The 25,536-nt window shown below is 38.7% G+C and carries 18 protein-coding genes; 4 read left to right on the forward strand and 14 right to left on the reverse strand.

What is annotated here, in order from left to right; translation table 11 throughout:
- The first annotated feature begins 76 nt into the window (after positions 1-76).
- From yidA to OC533_RS07080, 4 genes are all read left to right on the forward strand, one after another.
- Positions 77-889: a sugar-phosphatase gene (yidA, locus tag OC533_RS07065; RefSeq protein WP_003770177.1), complete on the forward strand. Its 813-nt coding sequence runs from the start codon at positions 77-79 to the stop codon at positions 887-889.
- Between the two features lie 119 nt (positions 890-1,008).
- Positions 1,009-2,445: a glycoside hydrolase family 1 protein gene (locus OC533_RS07070; protein WP_112120224.1), complete on the forward strand. Its 1,437-nt coding sequence runs from the start codon at positions 1,009-1,011 to the stop codon at positions 2,443-2,445.
- Between the two features lie 3 nt (positions 2,446-2,448).
- Positions 2,449-3,072, forward strand: coding sequence for an SMI1/KNR4 family protein (locus OC533_RS07075; protein ID WP_194323536.1), 624 nt, complete (start codon positions 2,449-2,451; stop codon positions 3,070-3,072).
- Positions 3,073-3,205: 133 nt separating this feature from the next.
- On the forward strand, positions 3,206-4,291 hold the full coding sequence (locus OC533_RS07080; protein WP_194323122.1) for a leucine-rich repeat domain-containing protein: 1,086 nt from the start codon (positions 3,206-3,208) through the stop codon (positions 4,289-4,291).
- 28 nt (positions 4,292-4,319) lie between these two features.
- Here OC533_RS07080 and OC533_RS07085 read toward each other — a convergent pair whose 3' ends face one another.
- From OC533_RS07085 to OC533_RS07150, 14 genes are all read right to left on the reverse strand, one after another.
- The gene (locus OC533_RS07085) at positions 4,320-6,206 is read right to left on the reverse strand and encodes an ABC transporter permease subunit (protein ID WP_194323121.1); all 1,887 of its coding nucleotides are present in this window, start codon (positions 6,204-6,206) and stop codon (positions 4,320-4,322) included.
- An 83-nt stretch (positions 6,207-6,289) separates the two neighbouring features.
- Complete coding sequence (locus OC533_RS07090) at positions 6,290-6,925, reverse strand: histidine phosphatase family protein (RefSeq protein ID WP_194323120.1); 636 nt, start codon at positions 6,923-6,925, stop codon at positions 6,290-6,292.
- Positions 6,926-6,995: 70 nt separating this feature from the next.
- Positions 6,996-7,955: a ring-cleaving dioxygenase gene (locus OC533_RS07095; RefSeq protein WP_194323119.1), complete on the reverse strand. Its 960-nt coding sequence runs from the start codon at positions 7,953-7,955 to the stop codon at positions 6,996-6,998.
- Positions 7,956-7,961: 6 nt separating this feature from the next.
- Complete coding sequence (locus OC533_RS07100) at positions 7,962-8,378, reverse strand: MarR family winged helix-turn-helix transcriptional regulator (protein ID WP_003760140.1); 417 nt, start codon at positions 8,376-8,378, stop codon at positions 7,962-7,964.
- A gap of 100 nt (positions 8,379-8,478) precedes the next feature.
- On the reverse strand, positions 8,479-9,933 hold the full coding sequence (locus OC533_RS07105; protein ID WP_373404522.1) for a leucine-rich repeat domain-containing protein: 1,455 nt from the start codon (positions 9,931-9,933) through the stop codon (positions 8,479-8,481).
- 285 nt (positions 9,934-10,218) lie between these two features.
- Positions 10,219-11,355: an ArgE/DapE family deacylase gene (locus tag OC533_RS07110; protein WP_003770163.1), complete on the reverse strand. Its 1,137-nt coding sequence runs from the start codon at positions 11,353-11,355 to the stop codon at positions 10,219-10,221.
- A gap of 162 nt (positions 11,356-11,517) precedes the next feature.
- Positions 11,518-12,978, reverse strand: a complete 1,461-nt coding sequence (locus OC533_RS07115; RefSeq protein ID WP_185511429.1) for a glycoside hydrolase family 1 protein — start codon at positions 12,976-12,978, stop codon at positions 11,518-11,520.
- A 65-nt stretch (positions 12,979-13,043) separates the two neighbouring features.
- A complete protein-coding gene (locus tag OC533_RS07120) occupies positions 13,044-13,589 on the reverse strand; it encodes an HAD family hydrolase (RefSeq protein ID WP_194323117.1) in 546 nt (181 codons plus the stop codon).
- A gap of 75 nt (positions 13,590-13,664) precedes the next feature.
- Positions 13,665-17,270 (reverse strand): DNA-directed RNA polymerase subunit beta', encoded by a 3,606-nt coding sequence (gene rpoC / locus OC533_RS07125; RefSeq protein ID WP_112120231.1) that lies wholly within the window; start codon positions 17,268-17,270, stop codon positions 13,665-13,667.
- Between the two features lie 169 nt (positions 17,271-17,439).
- On the reverse strand, positions 17,440-20,994 hold the full coding sequence (gene rpoB, locus OC533_RS07130) for a DNA-directed RNA polymerase subunit beta (RefSeq protein ID WP_045553271.1): 3,555 nt from the start codon (positions 20,992-20,994) through the stop codon (positions 17,440-17,442).
- Between the two features lie 245 nt (positions 20,995-21,239).
- Positions 21,240-21,485 (reverse strand): hypothetical protein, encoded by a 246-nt coding sequence (locus OC533_RS07135; RefSeq protein ID WP_003724191.1) that lies wholly within the window; start codon positions 21,483-21,485, stop codon positions 21,240-21,242.
- Positions 21,486-21,550: 65 nt separating this feature from the next.
- Entirely contained in the window at positions 21,551-22,993 is a 1,443-nt protein-coding gene (gene gtfA, locus OC533_RS07140) for a sucrose phosphorylase (protein ID WP_194323116.1), read from the reverse strand.
- Positions 22,994-24,691: an alpha-glucosidase gene (locus OC533_RS07145; protein ID WP_185485020.1), complete on the reverse strand. Its 1,698-nt coding sequence runs from the start codon at positions 24,689-24,691 to the stop codon at positions 22,994-22,996. It abuts the gene before it with no gap.
- 14 nt (positions 24,692-24,705) lie between these two features.
- Positions 24,706-25,536: a sugar ABC transporter permease gene (locus tag OC533_RS07150; protein WP_003723041.1), complete on the reverse strand. Its 831-nt coding sequence runs from the start codon at positions 25,534-25,536 to the stop codon at positions 24,706-24,708.

Genomic DNA, 25,536 nt, shown 5'->3' on the forward strand with positions numbered 1-25,536 from the left:
TTCAATAGATAGCCGGAAATCTGTCCTAATTTATGCTATACTAGAATGAGTTTATGATGGAAAAGGAGCTAGTATATTGTATAAATTAATTGCTATTGATATTGATGGAACACTACTGACAGATGATCATAAGGTTACGGATGAAGTAAAAGAAGCCATTCGCCAAGCAAAATTAAAAGGTGTAAAAGTGGTTCTTTGTACTGGACGCCCGCTCGTTGGTGTAGAAAATTATTTAACTGACCTTGAATTACGTGAAGAAGGCGATTACGTGATTAGCTTTAACGGCGCGTTTGTTCAAGATACGTATACAAAAGAAGTTATTTCTCACTTAACGCTTGGCATCGACGACTTAAAAGAAATTTATCAAGTGAGCTTAGATAGTAATTTGCACATGCATTTCTTTGATGACAAAGCGCTTTACACGCCGAACCGAGAAATCGGGAAATACACAATTGTCGAAGCCTATCTTACTGGAAGCCAACTGATTTATAAAGAAATCGAAAACGTTCCAGAAGATTTTATTATGTCGAAAGCAATGTTTATTGAAGAAGCACCCGAACTGGAAGCTGGTATTGCGAAAATGCCTGAATCCTTCCGTGAAAAATACCATTTAGTTCGCAGCACCCCTTTCTACTTAGAAATTCTAAATCGCGATGCTAGTAAAGGCAACGCGGTCAAAGAACTTTCCGAAAAACTAGGGATTAAACAAAGCGAAGTTATCTGTATTGGCGACCAAGAAAATGATGTAACGATGCTTGAATTCGCTGGACTTGGAATTGCAATGGGCAATGCGCCAGAAAGAATTAAGCAATTAGCTGACTATACGACCGCATCGAACAATGATAGTGGTGTAGCAAAAGCAATTCAAAAATTTGTGCTGGATAAATAATATAAAAACGCAGATTCCTTTCCGAATCTGCGTTTTTTAACTATCTTTTTAAAAGAATATACTTTAAAATATATTAGTAGAGTTTTTTAATAAAAATCGCTTTAATGGAGGTTATATTAATGGAACATCAAAAACGTTCACCATTCCCGAAAGATTTCTTATGGGGTTCTGCATCTGCAGCTTATCAAATCGAAGGAGCATGGGACGCAGACGGCAAAGGTAAATCAGTTTGGGACGAGTATGTTCGTATTCCTGGAACTACTTTCAAAGGTACAAATGGCGATGTAGCTGTTGACCATTATCACCGTTATAAAGAAGACGTAAAACTAATGGCAGACGCTGGTCTAAAAGCTTACCGTTTCTCTATCGCTTGGACTCGTATCTTCCCAAATGGTAAAGGCGAAGTGAATGAAGCTGGATTGAAATTTTATGATAACTTAATTAATGAGTTGCTTAAATATGACATTGAACCGCTTGTAACGTTGTATCACTGGGATATCCCGCAAGCATTATTTGATGAATATGGTGGCTGGGAATCTCGCCAAGTTATTGAAGATTTCACAAATTATTCCACAACACTATTCAAACGTTACGGCGACCGCGTTAAATATTGGGTTTCCTTGAATGAACAAAATATCTTTGTAGGCATGGGTTACGGTCAAGCACTTCACCCACCAAAAGTTAGCGATCCAAAAAGAATGTACGCAGTAAACCACATTGCGAACTTAGCTAATGCTAGTGTTATCAAAGCTTTCCATGAAATCGTTCCTGATGGAAAAATCGGACCAAGTTTTGCTTACACACCACATTATCCAATCGACACAGATCCTAAAAACGTTCAAGCTGCCGACGATGCAGAAGAATTAAACAGTTATTTCTGGATGGATATGTATGCTTTTGGGCGCTATCCGAAAGCGGTTTGGAAATATTTAGAAGAAAACGATATTGCGCCAGTTATTGAAGACGGCGATATGGAACTTCTTGCTTCTGCAAAACCTGACTTCATGGGCGTTAACTACTATCAATCCGCAACTGTAGCTTACAACCCGCTTGATGGTGTTGGTCAAAACAACGAAATGAACTTCACTGGTAAAAAAGGGAGCACGAAAGAAACTGGTGTCCCTGGCGTTTACAAAAAAGTTGTTAATCCTTTCGTGAAAACAACCAACTGGGATTGGACAATCGATCCAAAAGGCTTACAAATTGCGCTTCGTCGTATTAATAGCCGCTATGCTTTACCAATTTTAATTACCGAAAACGGTTTAGGTGAATTTGATAAATTAGTGGACGGAGAAGTAAACGACGACTACCGTATTGACTATCTAAGCGCGCACGCAACCGCTATTCGCGATGCAATCAGTGATGGTGTTGATATGTTAGGCTATTGTACTTGGAGCTTCACAGACCTTCTAAGCTGGTTAAATGGCTATCAAAAACGTTACGGTTTTGTTTATGTTGATCGTGATGTGGAAGATGATGCGCCAATGACACGTATTCCGAAGAAAAGTTATTACTGGTATAAACAAGTGATTGAAACTAATGGAGCAGATTTATAAATGATGGCTGACCTTCAAGATCGGCTAGCTAGAATCCAAGCAAAAATCACTGCGTTAAAAGAAAAAGATCCCGATTTGAATTTATTTGGTTCAGAAAGCCACGCCTATAAACTCAACGAACCTTTATCTAATCAAACTCTTACCACGTTTGAAAATGAGCATCAAATTACGTTGCCTCCAGATTATCGTGCTTTTTTAGAACAGATTGGTAACGGCGGAACGGGTCCTTACTATGGCTTAGAAACACTAGTGGACGGGCTTTGTGCCTCGCTTGATTACAAGGATAAAAAGTACGGGGTGCAAACGCTAAGTGAGCCTTTTCCACATACAGATGACTGGATTGCGCCTGGTTATAAAGAAGGAATGTCCGATGAAGATTATGACGCTTGGCAAGAACTATGCTTCCAAGATAAAGAAGTTTTTGGACTTCTGCGCATCGCTAATTTTGGTTGTGGCGTTTCGATTAACCTTGTTGTAAATGGCCCTTCTTATGGAGAAATTTGGGTGGATGACCGAAATAATGACAATGGCGTCTATCCTGATTTTTACTTTGGCAATGAAGAACGTTTAGGCTTTCTTGAATGGTATGAGGTATGGTTAGATAAGTCTATAGAGGAATTTGAATAAAGAAAAAACCGCTAAAAAGAAGCATACTCTTTTCAGCGGTTTTTTTATGCAATGTTCATATCTGATTGCTTTTTATTTTCAAATAATTTGCATGCTATACTCCATTTATATTATAGAAAAGGAGTAGGATGACATGAAAAAATTTATTCTAGCAAGTCTTGCATGTACGGCCTTGATTAGTTTTAGTCCTTTAGCAGAGCAAGTCGAAGTAAATGCTGCTACAACAAACATTGCAACTGCCCCAGAAAAAAATTTACAAGAAGCTCCTCCAGCCACGGTTGATCAAATTTTCCCAGACGATGCTCTAGCTTTTAAAGTCGCACAGGAACTAGGCGTTTCCCAGGATACAGTCGTCACCCAAGAACAACTAGATACTATTAAAACAATGGTATATATAGCTTTCGGCGTGGAAGATTTAACAGGGATGGAATATTTACACAACTTAAAACTTGTAGATTTAAGCCAAAATAACATTAGTAACTTAGATAATCTCGCTAATTTAACAGAACTAGAAATAGTATCACTTAACTACAATCAAATTACAGATATTTCTCCGCTAATGAACTTACCTAAGTTAAATAACCTAGAATTAGGTGTTAACCAGATCTCCACCTTACCATCCTTCGAAAATTTAAGTAATTTAAAAATATTAAACCTAAGTAGCAATCAACTAAAAGATATTTCGGCGCTAAAAGATACTCCTCTATTAACTAATTTATCTATTTCAGCAAATAATATATCAGACATCAGTGTGCTTTCAGAATTCGATAATCTCCAACTTTTTTATGCCGAAAGCAATCAACTGACTTCTATTGAGCCATTAAGAAATAAAACACAACTAGAATACTTCGATGCTAATTTTAATCAAATTAAAGATGTTACACCTCTCAGTACCATTCCAACAATTAAGTCAATAAAAATTGAAGAAAATCAGATTAGTGATTTCAGCTCATTGGCAGGTCATCGCTTAGAATTGTTTGAAGCTGCTGGACAAAATGTATACCTTCCAGATGTTGCGCTCGGTGATTCCACTAATATTGTAATTAAAGATAACTTCGGAGTAACATTACATGATTGGGTTTGGTACACTCCAGGAACTTACTCAAATGATACACTTACTTGGGAAAATGCAGGCGATAATTCCGCTTACTTTTTAAATAAACAATATCCAACTATCCCTTCTGTCACAGTAACTGTCTATCAAACAGTCACTCCATAAATAATAAAAGCCTAGTTCTTTTATAGAACTAGGCTTTTTTACTTTCTTCTTCTCTTTTCAAAAGCGAATTTGCCATCATTTGGAAACAAAGAATTAAAATCATAAATACAACTAATGGCGGTAAAATTATCCAGAATTGGTGGTTGGCGAACACGAATTTAGCGTTTGCGATTAAACCAGATAATTCAGGAATAACTGGGTTGAGCATGCCGTCATCCGCTCCCATGATTGCCCCACCGATGAAAATTCCAAAGATAGCTAGATGGACAAACATCTGCAACGTTTGAATGAGTTGTTCAATCCAAATTAGAATTAATTTCGACCAGATTTGTGGGTTGATGTGCTTGGTTAAAATCCAGCGCGCATTTCCGCCAAAAACGAGTGCACTCAGGACGAACTCTTTTTTCAACACTTGGGAAATTTCGCTGCTGATTCGGTTGGCTGTAATTGGTAAAACGATGACAACCATGATTAAAATTTGGAAGGTTATGCGTGTAAATAGGCTGGTTTCGAAAACGCCAGAATAGCTGATGAATTCGTTGACCATGATAATAAAGACGAGCAGTGACAGTGGTAAATAATGCATCCCATCCGCTATCGCTTGAACAAAATTGCGGGTTCGTGGCTTGCTGAAAAACGCGAGCGGTACTGCCAAAATATAGCCAAGCACGACACGTAGCGTTGCAATGATGACCGCTATAAGTAGCGTATACTTGATGCCGACTAGCAATTGGTCGAGAATGGAGTTGCCGGCTTGGTCGGTACCTAGCCATACTTGCGCGTTTGGTTTGAAGGGCGCCATATCGGTTACTCGTCCGGTCGCATCACTGATAAATTTGAGCGAATTGATTTTGTCTCCCATAAGCCCGTAAATAAGGCTTGCGATTAGTAAGATGCTAAGTGTTGCCAGCGGTATGCTGAAAGATGGGCGTTTTAGGAGCTGCCCGGTCGCTACTACAAAGTTGCGCCATTTGCTTTTAAGGTTTACTTTTTCCGTAAAGGTCTTATGGAAACTATTCCAGTGTAGCGGAATTCGAGTCACATTTGCGCTCTCGGTATTTTTCCCGCGGCTAATCCATAGGTCTATTAGTGCGTAAAAGAAGTAAAATGGGGTGAACACGAGTGCTAATACTAGGAAAATATTTAATGGGCTAAATCCTGCTAGTAAGTAGTAGAGCACGCCTTCGATACCGAATAAAAATTCTACGACGAGGTAGGCGCTTAAAATAAACCAAACGATTGTTTTTGATTGGTAAAACAGGCTTTGCATCATATTGGGTGTGGCATGGCGCAGTAAAATCGCTCTATCTGTTAAGCCTTTCCCGCGAGCTAACTCGATATAGTCAGCTTGCCATTCGTTTTTCATGAGGAGCATCATCATTTTGTAAAAGAGCACGGTTGGTATGATGGACAAGCAGACGATTGGCGCGGCATAAATTTGCTCGCCGTTTAAGCTGTAAAAGTTCAAGGTGAACACGCCGGTTTGTTGATATATGTAGACGACAGCCATTTGAATAAGGAATATAAAGGAAAAATCTGGAAATGCTTGAAGTATTGATAAGAATCCGTTTAATCCTCGGCGCAACCATTTTGGCCCGCGGAACGTTGCTATAACTAGTAGATATGCAAGGAGTGCGGAAATTACCAAGCTCGCTACGATAATTTTCATGGAGTAGAAATATGGTCCGGTGATAAAATCCATCAACGATATATGAAAAACTTCTGCGCTTCCTTGGTAACTAATTTCCCATTTAGTCGGGTGGAAAATCGCTATAAAAATCGACTTAAGAGCCTCCCAGTAAGTACTTGATGACCACGAAGTTACTTTGCTAAATATCGCGGGAACACAGCTGATTAAAATAATTCCTAAAATTCCTAAAAAATAATGTAGAAAAATTTTGACAATTCTTTTCATATGTATGTTTTCTCCCTTTTTCTAGCTTTCTCTTATGTATAAATCTAGGACACACCTCCAATGAGATATGCCCAAGATTCAACTTATTTTAAGTCTAAATGACCAACTTCATTTAATTTTTTAAGAGAAAATTCGCCGTTTTGGTATTCTACGATGCTAATACTTGTGTTCAAAATTCTTGGTGCTTCTTTGCGGTGATCTTCAATGGTCCCGCCTTGTAGCAAGTATAATAATAACGTAAGTGACATTCCGTGAGAAACGACGAGAATGTTGCCACTTGGATTTTCTGTGATGATTTTTTGGACGCCTTCTAGCAGTCGTTCTGCAAGTTCATAATAAGTCTCGCCGCCGTTCACTTCTGCTTTGTAGGTTTCTGGACTATGGAGAATTTTCGCACGTTCTTCAGGGTATTGTTCATCAATTTCAGTTACTCGAATGCCTTCCCACGTTCCAAAACTCATTTCTTTTAGTTCTTCAAGAGGTTGAATTTCGACTTCGCGGTCGCCTAGAATGTAGGCTGCTGTATCTTGCGTGCGTTTACTTGTACTTGTATAAACGGCATCAATTGGTGTGTCTTTCAACACTTCACCGACTGCTTTTGCCCCGTCAATACCTTCTGCAACTAGCGGAGAATCGCCCCAGCCTTGCATTTGTCCAGTCATATTCCACTCTGTTTTACCATGTCTTACAAAATAAATCGTTCGTAAACCCTCTGCCAAAATTCTGCCTCCTAATTACACATTCTTCTAAAATTGTATCATGAATGGGCATATTTTCAAGGTTTTCTTATTATTTATCCGTATCAAGTGGTTTTAAATGCGCCAAAATATCTTCACGGCGATTTTCTAAATGTGGTGGTAAATCAACGTAAGTGCCATGTTCTTTCGCAAAATCGGTTTGGAAACCTGGTTCATCGGTTGCAAGTTCGATTAAAATCCCATTGCTTTCGCGGAAATAAAGAGAGTGGAAATAAAAACGATCCACATAACCCGAATTTTTATAGCCAAGGTCTTGTATCATTTCTGTCCAACCAATTAAATCGCCATCAGTCGGTACACGAAACGCCACATGATGAATCCCGCCAGCGCCTAGATTCCCTTGTTCTAAATCAGGCCGCGACTCCACATGCACTTCCCCGCCGAGTCCAACGTCGCCAGTTTTGAATACTGTAACTAATTTATCATCATCTTCATAGGCACCAACCCGCTCAAAGCCTAATATTTTTGTCAAAAGACGATCTGTTTTTTCTTTTTTGAAAACGGAAAAGCGCACTGGGCCAAGTCCGCGAATGGCGTATTCAGCTGGAACTGGGCTATCTTTCCAAGCGGAAACTTCTGTAAATTGTGTGCTTGTTTCATCAGAAATTAAGCTCACTGGTAAGCCATCTGTGTCTTTTAGGCGAATAATTTTACGCCCGAATTGGTCGATTGGTTTGCTGTGGAAAATGCGATGCTCATCGAGTCTTTTATCCCAGTAGTGCAAAGCCTCATCATTTGGCACGCGCAAACTAAGTCCGGAAATCGCATTGCGTGATGGGTGGTTTTTCGCCATATTTGGAACTTCAAAGAACGTCAGCGCTGTTCCCGGTGAACCGATTTCGTCTCCATAATATAAATGATACGTATAAGGATCATCTTGGTTAACCGATTTTTTCACTAACCGCAGCCCCATTATTTTTGTATAAAAATCAAAGTTAGCTCGTGCATTCGCTGTAAAAATAGATACATGGTGAATTCCCGCTAATTTCATTGATAATCACTCTCCTAATTTTTTTAATAACTTGAGTAGTTCTTTTTGTTCGTCTCTTGTTAATTTATCAAATTGAGATTGCTGAAAAGCTTCTTGTTTTGGAACGTTTTCGCGGTAACACGCTTGGCCTTTTTCGGTGAGGGCAATATGTTTCTCGCGTCCCGTTTTTGTTCGCGTAATATAGCCTAATTGCTCTAATTTTGCGAGGAGTTGGGTGACATTTCCCTTCGTTACAACTAATTTTTCGGCAAGCTGTTGCTGCGTAATCTCGTTGTCCAAACCAATCTGGGCAATGCAATCAAACTGCGCCGGCGAAATCCCTGCTGCTCGCAAATTCTGATTGGTCAGCTTCATATTTCGATTATAAAATCGACTAAATCGAAACCAAAGCAAAACCCCTAGCCGTTCTTCTTTCTTAACCATGTTCGTCCCCTCCTCTTAATATTATCAGTTTAGTACTAAACTGTATTAAAAGCAAGAAAAAAGCCTAGCACCTGTTTACAAACAAATACTAGACTTTTATTTAATTGCGTATTTTGTGAAGCGAAATAATCCCTGTACCAAGCAGAAACAGTCCCATGAAAATAACTAATGGGTTTTGACTATCGCCTGTTTTTGGTAGCGATATATTTACATTTACCTCAGCAGGTGGTTCTGAACTATCCAGAGAATGCACCGCGTCTCCATCGTTTATAGCAGGGTCATTTGGTGTATCTTTGTCCGTATCATCATCTGCTGGGCTTTTATCCTCACTAAACTGAGCATATAAGGTAATATCTTTTGCCGGCATTTTATCCGTATCAAAATCCCATTTAGTACCGTTTGTTTTTGCATCATACCAACCTGTGAATGTGTAACCTTCTTTTGTTGGCGGTGTTGGTTCGGTTAGTAGGGTATCTGCCTCTAATGTATCGTTAGTTGTTACTCCATCCACATCAAAAGTCACAGTATATAACTCTAATGGCTGTGTTACTGTCCCATTGAAAGTTTCTGTGGCACTACCAATCGTTACCTGTTGTGAAAAAGTATAACTCACTTTATTAACATAATCAGCTAGATTCCAAATAACATTAGAATTGTCATAGGTTCCTTCATTACTTATTACAAGTGGTGCGATAACATCATTTTTATTATTTTTCACCTTGTTAGGAATAGCAATATTGCTGTGATAAGGTATTGGATTGTTGGTTATTTGCTGACCTGATAAATACATTCTTGTTAAATTAGTTAAATTTGCAATTGGAGTTAAGTCGCTTATTTGATTATTATGCAAACCCACGAAAGTTAAATTGGTCAAATTCGCTATTGGCGTTAAGTCACTTATTTGATTATGGTCTATACTCAGACCATCTAAATTGGTTAAGTTCGTCAATATACTAAGGTCGCTTATTTGGTTATAACCCAAACTCAAACTAGATAGATTGTTTAACCCAGCAACTGCGCTAATATCACTTACTTGATTATCAGTAAACCATAACTTATTTAGTTTACTTAGAGTTGACACTGCACTAATATCACTTATTTGATTATAAGCTAAGTTAAGTTCCACTAAATTAGTCAAATTTCTAACGGGGCTTATATCCGTTATCTGATTATCATGTAAGTCTAAATCTGTTAGGTTCGTCAGGTTTTCCAAAACGTTTATATCATTAATATTATTCTGATACATTTTTAACTTTGTTAATTTTGTTAGATCTTTCAAAGCACTTATATCACTTACTTCAGCATTACTTATATTTAATTCTGTTAAGTTTGTCAGATACTGAATCCCCTCAATTGAAGCTATTGGTAAATTAGATCTCAATTCGGTCAGGCTATCCAATTCACTTTGCGAAACAAGATCTGTAACATTTGTTTTCCCGAGTTCTACCTCCATTGTTAAAGCCATTTGAGGATCAGGAAACACTTCATTAATCGGTGTCGGTTGTGCAAGGCTTGCTGCTTGAGCGTCAATTCCCGGACTCGTGCCTAGCCACAAACTAATTCCTAAAGCCATAGTTAGTATTACTCCAACACGAACTAGTAAAGTTCTTACGTTCATAGTAGTCTCCTATCTAATAATTAATGTACTAAGTTATTGCATTTAAAACTAATATTAACACGAGGAGCACATTATTTTTTGCTAAAAAAAGACCTTTCAGAGCATAATTCTCTTTAAAAGTGACGATTTTTCGTCCGTTTATTCTTTTAAAAAACTAAAATGTGTTTTAATTAAGATTCAGTTTATCGCCAAAAGCACTGTCAGAACTAGTTTTCGCAGCATTTATAAAAATTCTATCGCAATTCGTTTGTACACATCCACCATCTCTAAATAATTCTCTACAGAAACATTTTCATTTACTTGGTGAGGCGTTTCGTTTCCTGGTCCAAAAATAATTACTGGAAATGCTTTTTTGGCTTTCGTGAATTCTGCTGCATCGGTTGTTCCGGAAATACCGAGTAATGGGATTTCTTCTTTGACAATGTCACTTGCTACACGCTTAGCAACATTTACTAAATCCGAATTTTTATCACTAAATACTGGTTGTTTGTCATAATCAAATATTAACTCCAGATTCACATTTTCCTGTTTATTTAACTTATTGATAATCTTCACTAGCACTTGTTTCACTGTTTCATTATCCATTTCTGGAATCGAGCGAATATTCCCTTGTAGTTGCGCTTTTTCAGGAATACTATTGACTTGATTTCCACCATCAATTACAGTGACATTATGAATAAAATCGCCTAATATTTCGTTAGTAGCATCAATTGATTTCACAAACTTTTCTACTTCATTATAAAATAGCAGCAAGTTATCAATCGCATTAACACCAAATTCTGGCATCGAACTATGGGCATTTTTACCAGTGGATTTAACGGTATAATTGATGGAACCTTTATGCGCATATACGATTCTGTGTCCGCTCGGTTCGCCGATAATCAAGCCATCTAAATCATCTGCGTAACCTTTTTGCGTTAGTTGTTCGGCTCCAAGTTCACCGACTTCTTCACCAACTGTTGCTAATAATTTAATTTTACCGTTTAGTTTTTGTTTTTCTTCATGAAGCTCAATCATAGCAATAACCATCGCAGCTAGGCCTGATTTCATATCCGTCGCGCCACGTCCGTATATTTTCCCTTCATGCTCCGTTGCTTCAAAAGGCGGGAACTTCCATTTAGATACATCGCCAGCATCAACCACATCCATATGCCCTGAAAACGCCAAAACTTTGCCATCATTAGAACCAATTTCACTAACAAGACTAGCTCGGTCTACATCATATTGCACCTTTTTAGACTCAATACCATACTCAGCAAACAACTTCTGTAAGTAGTTCGCAACCTGTTCCTCGTGCCCGTTAGTCGAATCAATATTCACAATGTCTTTTAAGATTTGAATTTTTCTTTCTCGTTCCATGTTTACGCCCTCTTTCTTTGAATTCCACCCTATGTTTTCCCGTTATGGAAAAAGGCAAACGTCTACATCACTATATATCCCGGGGGCTATCTTAGCTCTCATCCCATTAATTGATATAAAAATAAAAAACAGCCCCGCCAAAGCGGGACTGCTAAATTTCTATTAATCTAAATCTTCACCATTTGTTTCAATTACTTTTTTATACCAGAAGAATGAATCTTTGCGAGAGCGTTCTAATGTTCCTTTGCCCCAGTCATCTTGGTCTACGTAGATGAAGCCGTAGCGTTTGGACATTTCGCTTGTGGAGGCACTTACTAGGTCGATTGGACCCCAGCTTGTGTAACCCATTAAATCTACGCCGTCTGCAATTGCTTCTTTCATTTGTTCGATATGTTTGCGCAAGTAGTCAATTCGGTAATCATCATGGATTTTGCCGTCTTCTGCTACTGTATCATAAGCGCCTAAGCCATTTTCCACGATGAAAAGTGGTAATTCATAGCGGCTATATAGATCGTTTAATGTCCAGCGTAAGCCTTTCGGGTCAATTTGCCAACCCCAATCGGAGGACTCCAAGTATTCATTTTTCACGCCACCCATTAAGTTCCCAGCAGAGCGGTCGCCTTCTGGGCTAGCTGTTGCGGATAGGGACATGTAGTAGCTGAATGAGATGAAATCAACCGTGTGTGCTTTTAAGATTTCGTCGTCGCCAACTTCTTTTACGATGTTAATGTCGTTTTCTTGGAAGAAGCGGTTCATGTAGCTTGGATATTCACCGCGAGCATGTACGTCAGTAAAAAATAGATTTTGTTGGTTTTCGTATTGTGCTTTTAGGATATCATCTGGGTTGTTAGTCGCAGGATAAGTCGCCATACGAGCTAACATACAACCAACTTGTGATCCAGGAATAATTTCATGCGCCAATTTTGTTGCAAGAGCACTGGCTACAAATTGGTGATGTCCTGCTTGGTAAGAAAGTTCAAGTGGATTCTTCGCGTCTTCTAACAGCACGCCCCCACCAGTATATGCGCTAAGTGAAATAACATTGATTTCGTTAAAAGTTAGCCAATATTTTACTTTGTTTTTATAACGTTTGAAAACTGTTTCTGCGTAGTTCGTGAAAAATCCGATAACGCGACGATCAGCCCAGCCGTTGTATTTTAAAGTTAGATTTAGTGGCGTTTCATAGTGAGAAAGCGTCACAAGTGGCTCAATGTCATATTTTAATAATTCATCAAACACTTTATCATAAAATTCAAGACCTTTTTCATTCGGCTCTTTGTCATCACCGTTCGGGAAAATACGCGCCCAGTTTAGTGATAGGCGAAATGTTTTAAAGCCCATTTCGGCAAATAATGCGATGTCTTCTTTATAGCGGTGATAAAAATCAACGCCTTCACGTTTAGGGAATCTTCCTTCTACTTTCCCTGCGATAATTGCTTCGATTTCTGCTTTAGATACATCTAATGCGTGATCTTTCGTGCGTTCTTCTTTTGGAATGAATTTTACCATATCTGCTGTGGAAAGGCCTTTACCATCTAAATCGTAAGCGCCTTCAACTTGGTTCGCAGCAGTTGCTCCACCCCATAAAAATCCTTTTGGAAATTGTTTTTTCACTTCAGTCATTTCGTTCGCCCCTTCCGGCTAATTTCTTCTACTTTTTTAGTCTACTCTGTGTAATGCATTACAGGTCAAGAAGAAATTTTTTTTAATAATAAAAGGGCTTCGGGAACATCGACTAAGTCCCAAACTGGGATAACAAATGGTGGTGCGACAAGGGGCAAACGCTCATCTTGAAGACAGACTTCTGGATTTTGCAGCCATATCGCATGGATACCTGCACGATTTGCGCCAATAATATCACTTTCAAATGTATTTCCGACCATGACTGCTTCTGTTTTATCAATTTGAAGGGCATTTAGTGTAAAATCAAAAATAGCTTTATCTGGCTTTTCCATTTTCCCTGGTTGTAACTCGGAATTGGATGCGTAAATGAAATCAAAATAATCGATGATATCGAAATTGGTTAGTACGCGCTTAATTACTTCTGTGTCGCTCGTTGCGGTGTTGCTGAGGATTGCTTGTTTGAATCCGAGTTGCTTTACTTTTTCGAGGGTTTCTTTGGCGTCTTTGCGCAGCACTACTTCCGGGTAAGTATCGAGAGGGTGATGGTCGTATCTTGTGTTTGGTACGGTATTTAATGTTTCGCCCATATCCCAAATAACGTGTGTAATCAAATCACTTCACTCCTTTTTCTAGAGTATAACAAAAAAAGCCAAGTGCGCGCGAACGACACACTTGGCTTTGTAAAATTAAATATTTGTGATTTCGTCAGTTACTTCAGCTGTTTCCTTGATAACTTCGGATTTCAGTTTGCGGTAACGACCAATACCTGTACCAGCTGGAACAAGTTTACCTAGGATAACATTTTCTTTAAGTCCTAGAAGTTCGTCACGTTTTCCTTTGATTGCAGCATCTGTCAAGACACGAGTTGTTTCTTGGAATGATGCAGCAGACAAGAAGGAGTCAGTTTCAAGGGAAGCTTTTGTAATCCCTAGAAGAACTGGACGACCTGTTGCTGGTTGGCTACCACTTAAGATAGCATCGCGGTTGGCTTCTGTAAACGTATGAATATCCATTAATGTACCTGGTAAGATGTTTGTGTCACCAGTATCCATTACGCGGATTTTACGTAACATTTGACGAACCATTACTTCAACGTGTTTATCGCCAATTTCTACCCCTTGCATACGGTAAACTTTTTGTACTTCTGCAAGTAGATATTCTTGAACGGATAATACGTCACGAACACGAATCAAGGCTTTAGGATCCACAGAACCTTCAGTTAGAGCTTCCCCACGTTCTACAATACTTCCTTCTTCTACACGTAAACGAGCAGTGTAAGGAATGTTGTAAGAACGGCGGTCATCTGTACCTTGGATAGTGATTTCTTGTTGACGATCACGACCTTCTTCGATAGAAACAACTTCACCGCCAACTTCAGTGATGATAGCTTGCCCTTTCGGATTACGTGCTTCAAAGATTTCTTGAATACGTGGAAGACCTTGCGTGATATCGTCTCCGGCAACCCCACCTGTATGGAATGTACGCATAGTAAGCTGAGTTCCTGGTTCCCCGATAGATTGGGCAGCGATGATACCAACTGCTTCTCCAACTTCGACTTCTGTACCAGTTGCCAAGTTTTTACCATAACATTTTTTACATACGCCGTGTTTTGTATTACATGTGAATGCAGAACGGATAGTTACTTCTTCAATACCAGCGTCAACGATTTGAGTTGCAATTGCTTCTGTAATTAAGTCGTTTTCACGTGCAATAACTTCTTTTGTTTCTGGGTGACGAATTGTTTTACGAGAATAACGACCTTCCAGACGTTCTTCAAGTGGTTCGATGATTTCAGTACCTTCACGGATAGCCTTAATTGTAAGACCGCGGTCAGTGCCACAATCGTCTTCACGAATGATAACATCTTGAGCCACGTCAACAAGACGACGAGTAAGGTAACCGGAATCGGCTGTTTTAAGGGCTGTATCGGTAAGACCTTTACGCGCACCATGGGTAGAAATGAAGTACTCTAAGACCGTTAAACCTTCACGGAAGTTAGATGTAATCGGCAATTCTACGATACGTCCGGATGGGTCAGCCATCAGTCCACGCATACCAGCTAGTTGTGTAAAGTTGGAAATGTTACCACGAGCTCCGGAATCTTGCATCATGAAGATTGGGTTTAAGCGGTCCAAACTCAAGATCAGTTTTCCTTGGATTTCATCTTTGGCAGCATTCCATACACCGATAACGCGTTCGTATCTTTCATCATCTGTAATCAAACCACGACGGAATGATTTAGTGATTTTTTCAACAGTATCATGTGCTTTTTCAAGAATTTCATGTTTTTCTTCAAGTGTTAGAATATCCGCAATACCTACTGTCATGCCGGCCTTAGTCGAGATTTTAAAACCAAGATCTTTCATACGGTCAAGCATTTTTGAAGTTTCGGTAATATGGAATTTCTTGAAGACTTCCGCGATAATGTTACCGAGGATTTTCTTCTTGAATGGATCGATTAGTTCTTGTGCCGCAATATGAGCACGAACATCAGTTGTTGTATCAACGAAATATTTCGCTGGTGTTTCGATTTCTAAGTTGAATTTCGTTGGTTCATTAATATAAGGGAACGATTTTGGTAAGATTGTGTTGAAAATCAGTTTACCAACAGTCGTAATTAATAATTGGTTACGTTGTTCATCAGTGAAACGTTCATTTGGAATCGAACCAGCAAATACAGCAATACGTGAATGTAAGTGTACATAGCCGTTTTGATACGCAAGTTGCGCTTCATTGATATCTTTGAAGATAGTACCTTCGCCGACAGCATTTTCACGTTCTAAAGTAAGGTAGTAGTTACCTAGCACCATATCTTGGGAAGGTGTTACAACTGGTTTACCATCTTTAGGGTTCAAAATGTTTTGAGCTGCAAGCATTAAAATACGTGCTTCTGCTTGTGCTTCTGCGGATAAAGGAACGTGAACCGCCATTTGGTCACCATCAAAGTCAGCGTTGTAAGCTGTACATACAAGAGGGTGAAGACGGATTGCGCGACCTTCAACTAGAGTTGGTTCAAATGCTTGAATACCAAGTCTGTGAAGCGTAGGCGCCCGGTTAAGTAGTACCGGATGTTCACGGATAACTTCTTCTAATACGTCCCAAATTTCTGGTGACATACGTTCGATTTTACGTTTAGCACTCTTAATGTTGTGTGCTAAGCCGCGTCCAACTAGTTCTTTCATAACAAATGGTTTGAATAATTCAAGTGCCATTTCTTTTGGAAGACCACATTGGTACATTTTTAAGTTAGGTCCAACTACGATAACGGAACGACCAGAATAATCGACACGTTTACCTAGTAAGTTTTGACGGAAACGACCTTGTTTCCCTTTAAGCATATGAGAAAGGGATTTAAGCGGACGGTTACCTGGACCTGTTACTGGACGACCACGACGACCGTTGTCAATTAAAGCATCGACAGCTTCTTGTAGCATCCGTTTTTCATTTTGCACGATAATGTTTGGTGCACCTAAATCAAGAAGGCGTTTCAAACGGTTGTTCCGGTTGATTACCCGACGATATAAGTCATTCAAATCACTTGTTGCAAAACGGCCACCTTCAAGTTGTACCATTGGACGAATTTCTGGTGGGATAACTGGTAGCACGTCAAGTACCATCCAGCTTGGGTTGTTGCCGGAATTACGGAAAGCTTCCATAACTTCCAAACGACGAATTGCACGGGTACGACGTTGACCTTGTGCAGATTTTAGTTCTTCTTTTAAATCATTTGTTTCTTTTTCTAAGTCGATATCGGCTAAGATTTTTTTGATAGCTTCTGCGCCCATACCAGCTGAGAAACCTTTACCATATTTTTCGCGATAAACGCGGTATTCACGTTCAGATAAAAGTTGTTTCTTTTCAAGTGGAGTATCGCCTGGTTCTGTAACCACGTAAGATGCAAAGTAGATAATTTCTTCTAATGCACGTGGGGACATATCCATAACAAGACCCATACGGCTTGGAATTCCTTTGAAGTACCAGATGTGAGAAACAGGAGCTGCGAGTTCAATATGGCCCATACGTTCACGGCGCACTTTTGATTTCGTTACTTCTACTCCACAACGGTCACAAACTACGCCTTTATAGCGAACACGTTTGTATTTACCACAAGAACATTCCCAGTCTTTCATTGGTCCAAAAATTCTTTCACAGAATAAGCCGTCACGTTCAGGTTTAAGCGTTCTGTAGTTGATGGTTTCAGGTTTTTTTACTTCACCGTGAGACCATGAACGAATTTTATCTGGAGATGCCAGACCGATTTTCATATACTCAAAATTATTAACATCTAACAAGTGCCCAACCTCCTAAATTAGTTTGGAGCATTCGCTTTAGGAAGCGCTTGGGGATTCCCGCACACTTCCTCGACTTTTAGGGAAAGTCTTAGCGATCGCTTAATTTTATATTTTGCAAAAAACAAATCATTGTTTCTTATTGTTTTGGAGTCTCAATTATCGAACCGAATTACTCAGTCTTTTCAGCGGCTGCATTTTCCGGTTGTACGATATTGAAGGCATCATTTTGATTAGTAAAGTCGTCATCATCCATGTCACGCATCTCGATTTCTTCTTCGTCTGCGGAAAGCATTTTAACGTCCATTCCAAGACTTTGAAGCTCTTTGATGAGTACTTTGAAGGATTCTGGCACACCAGGTTCTGGAACGCTTTCGCCTTTAACAATCGCTTCGTAAGTTTTCACACGACCAACCACGTCATCTGATTTAATCGTTAGGATTTCTTGAAGTGTATAAGCGGCACCATATGCTTCAAGTGCCCATACTTCCATTTCCCCAAAACGTTGTCCACCAAATTGTGCTTTACCACCAAGCGGTTGTTGCGTTACTAGAGAGTAAGGTCCAGTTGAACGAGCATGTAGTTTATCATCAACCATGTGGGCAAGTTTGATCATGTACATTACACCAACAGAGATACGGTTATCAAATGCTTCACCAGAACGTCCGTCGTAAAGAACTGTTTTCGCATCGCGGGCCATACCGGCTTCTTCCACAGTGCTCCATACATCTTCTTCATTCGCTCCATCAAATACTGGAGTTGCAACGTGAATTCCTAAAGCACGAGCAGCCATACCTAAGTGCAGCTCAAGTACTTGTCCGATATTCATACGAGATGGTACCCCTAGTGGGTTAAGCATGATGTCAACAGGTGTTCCGTCTGGCATAAATGGCATATCTTCTTCAGGTAAAATACGGGAGATAACCCCTTTGTTACCATGACGTCCGGCCATTTTATCGCCTTCGTGAATTTTACGTTTTTGTACAATATAAACACGTACTAATTGGTTTACACCAGGTGGTAGTTCGTCGCCAGCTTCACGTGTAAAGATCTTCACGTCAAGCACGATTCCGCCGCCGCCATGAGGTACACGTAATGAAGTATCACGAACTTCACGTGCTTTTTCACCAAAGATAGCGTGTAATAAACGTTCTTCTGCAGTTAATTCAGTAACTCCTTTTGGTGTTACTTTACCAACTAGAAGGTCGTTGTCTTTTACTTCAGCACCAACACGGATAATTCCACGTTCGTCAAGGTCGCGTAAAGCGTCTTCCCCAACATTTGGAATATCACGCGTCATTTCTTCAGGTCCGAGTTTTGTATCACGAGCTTCTGATTCGAATTCTTCAATATGAATCGAAGTATAAACGTCATCTTTTACAAGACGTTCACTCATGATGATTGCATCCTCGTAGTTATAACCATCCCAAGTCATGAACGCAACTAGTACGTTACGACCAAGAGCAAGTTCACCGGAATCCATTGATGGACCGTTACCAAGGATTTCTCCTTTAACAACGCGGTCACCTTCTGCTACGTTTGGACGTTGGTTATAACAAGTACCTTGGTTAGAACGAACAAATTTACGTAATGTATATTTATCAATTCCGCCAGTTACTTCTTTGCCATCCACTAGAGATACACGACGAACCCAGATTTCGCGAGCTTCAACGTGTTCTACAATACCGTCATGTTTGGCAGTTACAGCAGCACCAGAGTCTTTTGCAGATACGTGTTCCATACCTGTTCCAACAAATGGAGCTTCAGGATGCATAAGAGGAACTGCTTGACGTTGCATGTTCGCTCCCATTAGCGCACGGTTACTATCATCGTTTTCAAGGAACGGAATACATGCTGTCGCAACAGATACAACCTGTTTAGGCGATACATCCATGTAGTCAATACGTTCTTTTTCTACCGCTAAGTTTTCTGAACGGAAACGAGCCATAACTTCTTCTTCTGTGAAAGTACCTTGTTCGTCTAATTTCGAGTTCGCTTGCGCTACTACGTAATTATCCTCTTCATCCGCAGTTAGATAATCGATCTTATCAGTAACACGGTTTGTTTCAGGATCTACGCGGCGGTAAGGCGTTTCGATAAAGCCGAATTTATTTACCTTCGCAAAGGAAGAAAGGGAGTTGATCAAACCAATGTTTGGTCCCTCTGGCGTTTCAATCGGACACATACGGCCATAGTGAGAGTAATGCACGTCACGTACTTCATAACCAGCACGTTCACGCGTCAAACCACCAGGTCCAAGCGCTGAAAGACGACGTTTATGCGTAAGTTCGCCAAGTGGATTTGTTTGATCCATGAACTGAGATAACTGCGAGCTACCAAAGAATTCTTTGATAGAAGCAACTACTGGGCGAATATTAATCAATTGTTGTGGTGTAATTGTAGTCATATCTTGAATAGACATACGCTCACGAACTACACGTTCCATACGGGATAAACCGATACGGAATTGGTTTTGTAAAAGTTCACCAACAGAACGAAGACGACGATTACCTAGGTGATCGATGTCATCTGTATCGCCAACACCATGTAGCAAGTTAAAGAAGTAGCTAATGGATGAAATAATATCAGAAGGCGTGATGTGTTTTACATTTTCTTCAATATACGCGTTACCAATGATGTTGATTTCTTTTTCGTCATCATTTGGTGCATAGATTTTAATAGATTGAACGAGTACGCTATCTTCCATAACTCCATCAGTTGGACGAAGTGTGCGGAAACCTACACCGTTTTCTAAATTAGGAATAATTTGATCTAAATTACGACGATCCAAAATGTCACCTTTAGAAGCGATAATCTCACCAGTTTCTGGATCCACTAAAGTTTCTGCTAATGTTTGGTTGAATAGACGGTTTTTTAGATGTAATTTTTTGTTGATTTTATAACGTCCAACGCTTGCAAGATCGTAGCGTTTTGGATCAAAGAAACGAGAAACTAGTAAGCTTCTAGCGTTATCAACTGTTGGGGGTTCACCCGGACGTAATCTTTCGTAAATTTCTAGAAGTGCTTTTTCAGCATTGTCAGTGTTGTCTTTTTCAAGCGTGTTGCGCAAGTAGTCATTGTCCCCGATTAAATCAATAATTTCTTGATCGGAACCAAAGCCTAGTGCACGAAGTAAAACAGTTACTGGTAATTTACGTGTACGGTCAATACGAACGTGTACAACGTCTTTTGCATCTGTTTCATACTCAAGCCAAGCCCCACGGTTAGGGATGACAGTAGAACCAAAGCCTTTTTTACCATTTTTGTCTAGTTTTCCATTGAAGTAAACACCTGGAGAACGAACTAATTGGGAAACGATAACACGTTCTGCCCCATTAATAATGAACGTACCCATTTCAGTCATTAGTGGGAAATCACCCATAAATACTTCTTGGTCTTTTACTTCGCCGGTTTCTTTGTTGATTAGGCGCAACTTCACGCGTAGTGGAGCCGCATAGTTTGCATCACGGTTCTTAGATTCTTCTACCGAGTATTTCGGTTCTCCAAGATCGTAATCAATGAATTCTAAAGATAAATTACCCGCAAAATCCTCAATTGGCGAAATATCGCGGAACATCTCACGTAGCCCTTCATCTAAGAACCATTGGTAAGAAGCTGTTTGAATCTCAATTAAGTTTGGTAATTCAAGTACTTCACTGATTCGCGCAAAACTTCTACGCGTACGATGCCGTCCATATTTTACATCATGTCCTGAATGTCCTGACAAACTATTCACCCCTCAAATTAATTAAAAAATTTATAAGCACACTTGTTAATTATGGTTGCGAAAACAATGGAACCTTCCGTATCCGAGGTTTAAGACGCTAGCAGTTTTTTGCTACGTGCAAAATATACTGGCTTAAACACCGTGCATCAAAATTTTCCTTTTTGTTTCTAATCTTGGCTTGCAAACGCGCATCCAAGAAGCATTTCCAGAGTTAACATAAGTGGAACTTTCGCACAAAAAATATTCTATTTAGACAAAAAGAAAGCGGATTTCATATTGCTGAAACTCCCTAGAAAATAATTTTCCTTAAAAGTGTCAGTACAAGACGGAAAAAGTTTATACCGTTTTGTATTTTTGAAAGCCACATCTATGTCTTCTATTTTGCCAAAATCGATTGCAAATGCTTGATTTTCGACAGCATTTTCGCTTAATAATAAACACAAAAAAACAGTTTCGATTCTTTTGGCATTATATAATAATACAATAACCATTAGCCAATGTCAATAGAAAATAGAAATAAACACGAACGAAGAGGCTCATTCGTGTTTATAAAATGTTAAATTAAAATATTTCTTTCATTTTCGCTGATTTGGAATGTTTTAGTACTTAAATTCGCTTTTAATGTCGCTGTAATTTTATTTGTTTTGTTTTTGCGAATAATAACGATTTCATTTGAGCTAGGTGTCTCAATTTCTATACTTCCTTCCAAATCAAACGCTTCAGAAGTATTTCTAAATCTCAGTAAATTGCACAACGCTTTAACAACTGGTCTTTTTACTTCATTTTTAATTTCATCTATTGTGTAGTAATGACGATTAATATTACGCCCTTCTTTCGTATCTTCTAAAAGGTCAATATCATTTTTGCCAGCAAGTAAACCAACATAATAAATTTGCGGAATCCCCGGCGCAAAACATTGAATTACTCTCGCCAACAAGTAACTTTTGTCATCGTCACCCAAAGCACTATAATAGGTACTGTTAATTTGATAAATATCCAGATTATTATATTTTTCAGAGGAATATATCTTTTTAACATTAGCTCCTATTTTGTATAATTCTGCTGAAGTATAATCGAGTTCCTCATCTGTTAATAAATCGCGTGCATCCACAACGCCAATGCCATCATGCGTATCTAAAGTAGTAAATTGCTTCATCGGACTCATTTCTAACCATTTAGCTAAACGTTCCACTCGGCCACTATATAACGAGTACAGCATCACCATGGGTAACGCAAAATCATAAATATAATAATCATGGTTCGCGATTTTCATTTGGATGGAATAATGTTCATGAATTTCTGGTAATAATTCCATATCATATTTGGCCGCTTCTGCTTTCACTTCATCCAGTAAATCCCAAATTTCCGGTTCTACAAAAAAATCATTTGTATCTAATTTTTTAATTGCATAAGCAAAGGCATCAAGACGCAAAATAGAACAACCATGTGCAGCCATGTTTTTTATCGTTTGACGAATAAATTCTTTTGTAACTTCGGCTGTCACATCTAAATCAATTTGTTCTTCCCCAAAAGTATTCCAAACTAATTCCGTTTCCCCATCAGCAAATTCAACTTCTTGAAAAGGCGCCTTATCTTTTCTCTTATAAATTAAATCTAAGTCTTTTTCATTTGGTCTACCCGGAGGAAAGAAATCATTGATACGAATAAACATATCTTTATACTTTGAGCTTAAATGCTCTTTTTTAAAATCTTGAAAGAAGAGTGATTCGCGAGAAATGTGATTAATCATAAAATCAAACATTAAATAATACTTTTCGCCTAATTTCTCGATCATCTCCCAAGAGCCTAGGTCGCTATCTACTGTTGTGTAATCACTTGGCGCAAACCCTCGATCTCCAGTGGATGGAAAGAACGGCAATAAGTGAATTCCACCAATAGCATCTTCAAAGTAAGTTTCCATCACCTTGGATAATTCTTCCATATTTTTCCCTAAACTATCAGAATAAGTAATTAACATAGCTTTATTTTTAATTTGCAATCAGTCTACCTCCAAAACCCTTGAGAAAACAGCACCTGTATATGCAGGTATTTCAAGGACATTTTCTACCATTTCTGGCAACGCTACATTAGCAAGTACCTGTTCATAAGTACCTTCAATGCATAATCGATTTTCAGAATCAGAAAAATTCACGATGATTAAGAGCTCAGCGTCATCTGTTTTACGTTTGTAAGCAATAACTTCATCACTTGATTCTACTGGCAGTAATTCTCCATAAATCGCCACTTCTTTATATTTACTAAAATCACTTCTTAAATGGATTAATTTCTTATAAAAATTCAATACGGAATTATCATCGGTTTGTTCCTGCTCTACGTTAATATCAAGGTAATTAGGGTTTGTTTTCAACCAAATTTCATCCGAGTCGGAAAAACCAGCGTTCTTTTGGTTATTCCATTGCATCGGTGTTCTTGAATTATCCCTACTACGCCGATACATTCCTTCAAGCGCTTCTTCCGGACTCATTCCAGAGAGAATTGCGCGATGGTATTGATCGTGCGTCGCAATATCGTTATAATCATCTATACTTTCCATCCGAGTATTACTCATGCCAATCTCTTGTCCTTGATAAATGAACGGCGTACCGTGCAACATCATAAATAACGTGCCTAGCATTTTTTTACTACGATCATCTTGATATTCTTGAGGTAAATACTTATTTATCGAACGCGGTTGATCATGATTTTCTAAATATTTTGCCCCCCAACCATTTCGCTGTGTCACCAGTTCATTGGTAATTATTTTCTCTTTTAATTCTTTTACTGTCCATTCTGAATTCTTGAACCATTCGCCTGTTTCAGGAGTATCAATATCTGTATAGCTAAAATCAAACACCATACGGAAATGACCATTTTCACCTATAAATTCAGAAAGTCTTTCTTCAGGTACATCCGCCTCAGCCACAGTAAATGCATTATGTTTTTTAAATGTCCGTTCGTCAATCTCCTTAAGCCACTCTTCAATTCCCGGCTGATTTAAAATCCAATGACCGATGAAAACCAAGCCATCTTCCCCGTCTGCTGGGAAAGTACCGTACTCAATTCTTTTCTTCAAATTTAAAATGGCATCAATTCTAAAGCCACCTAAACCTTTTTCAAGCCACCAGTTAATCATTTGGATACATTCATTACGCACTACAATGTTTTCCCAGTTTAAATCTGGCTGTTTTTTAGAAAAAGCATGTAGGTAAAACATGTTTTCCTCACCTGGTACAGCTTCCCACGCAGATCCTCCAAAATAAGAACGCCAATTATTAGGCGGATTTCCATTTACACCCTCTCGGAAAATATAATAATCTCGATATTTACTTTTTGGGTCAGCTATTGCTTTTTCAAACCATTCATGTTCATCAGATGTATGGTTTACAACCAAATCCATCAATATTTTTATTCCTAATTTTTCTGCCTTCTCAATTAATTCATCCATATCGCTCATCGTTCCAAACATTGGATCAATCTCATAGTAATCAGAAATGTCATAACCACCATCATCCATAGGTGATTTATAGACAGGACAAAGCCAAATCACATTAATACCTAAATCTTTCAAATAAGGAAGTCGTTCTATAATTCCTCTAATATCTCCAATACCATCCCCATTTGAATCTTGAAAACTACGCGGATAGATTTGGTACACTACCGATTCTTTCCACCATTCTTTCGTTTCTGTTATTTCCACTATTAATCTATCTCCTATCCTTTAACAGCACCACTTGTAATGCCTTCAACATAATATTTTTGCAAATAAATAAACAGTATTGTAATTGGTACCGCAATCAATATACAGCCAGCCGCAAACGTTGTATACATTGTATTTGCCGTTGTTTGATTCAACATGGAATATAAACCTATCGACACTGTATATTTAGGCACATTGTCTCCCATAATCACTTTAGCAAAAATAAAATCCATCCAAGGCAACATAAATGCCATTAAAGCTGTGTATACAATAATAGGCTTAGACATTGGTAAAGTTATTTTTGTAAAGATACTTAATTTCGTCGCCCCGTCCATCATTGCCGATTCGTCCAAAGATTTTGGTATTGTATCAAAAAATCCTTTTGCAATATAAAAAGTTAATGCAGCTGTAGATGAATAAATTAACACAAGCGCCGTTAGAGATTGCGTTAATCCAAATGCTTTCAAAATATAGTAAACTGCTATCATGCTCATAAAAGCAGGAAACATATTTAAAACTAGCGCTGTTTTTAACATTGTCTTTTTAAATCTAAAGCGAAGTCTAGATAACACATAAGCCATCGAAACGGTTATAAAAGTGCTCAATAAACAGGAACACACCGCAACAATCATTGTATTTTTAACCCATAACATAAAAGGAAAATTTTCATGATTTTCAAATAGGTACGCAAAATGATCTAGTGTATATTCTTTCGGAAAGATATACGAAACAAATTGTCCACTTTCAGCTCTAAAAGCTGTCAAAACAATCCAGATAATCGGGAATATCCAGATACACCCGAGCACTATCAACAATAGGTTAGGCCATACTGTAGCTCTTTTCAT

This window comes from Listeria sp. Marseille-Q6474, assembly GCF_946902005.1.
Lineage (GTDB): Bacteria > Bacillota > Bacilli > Lactobacillales > Listeriaceae > Listeria > Listeria innocua.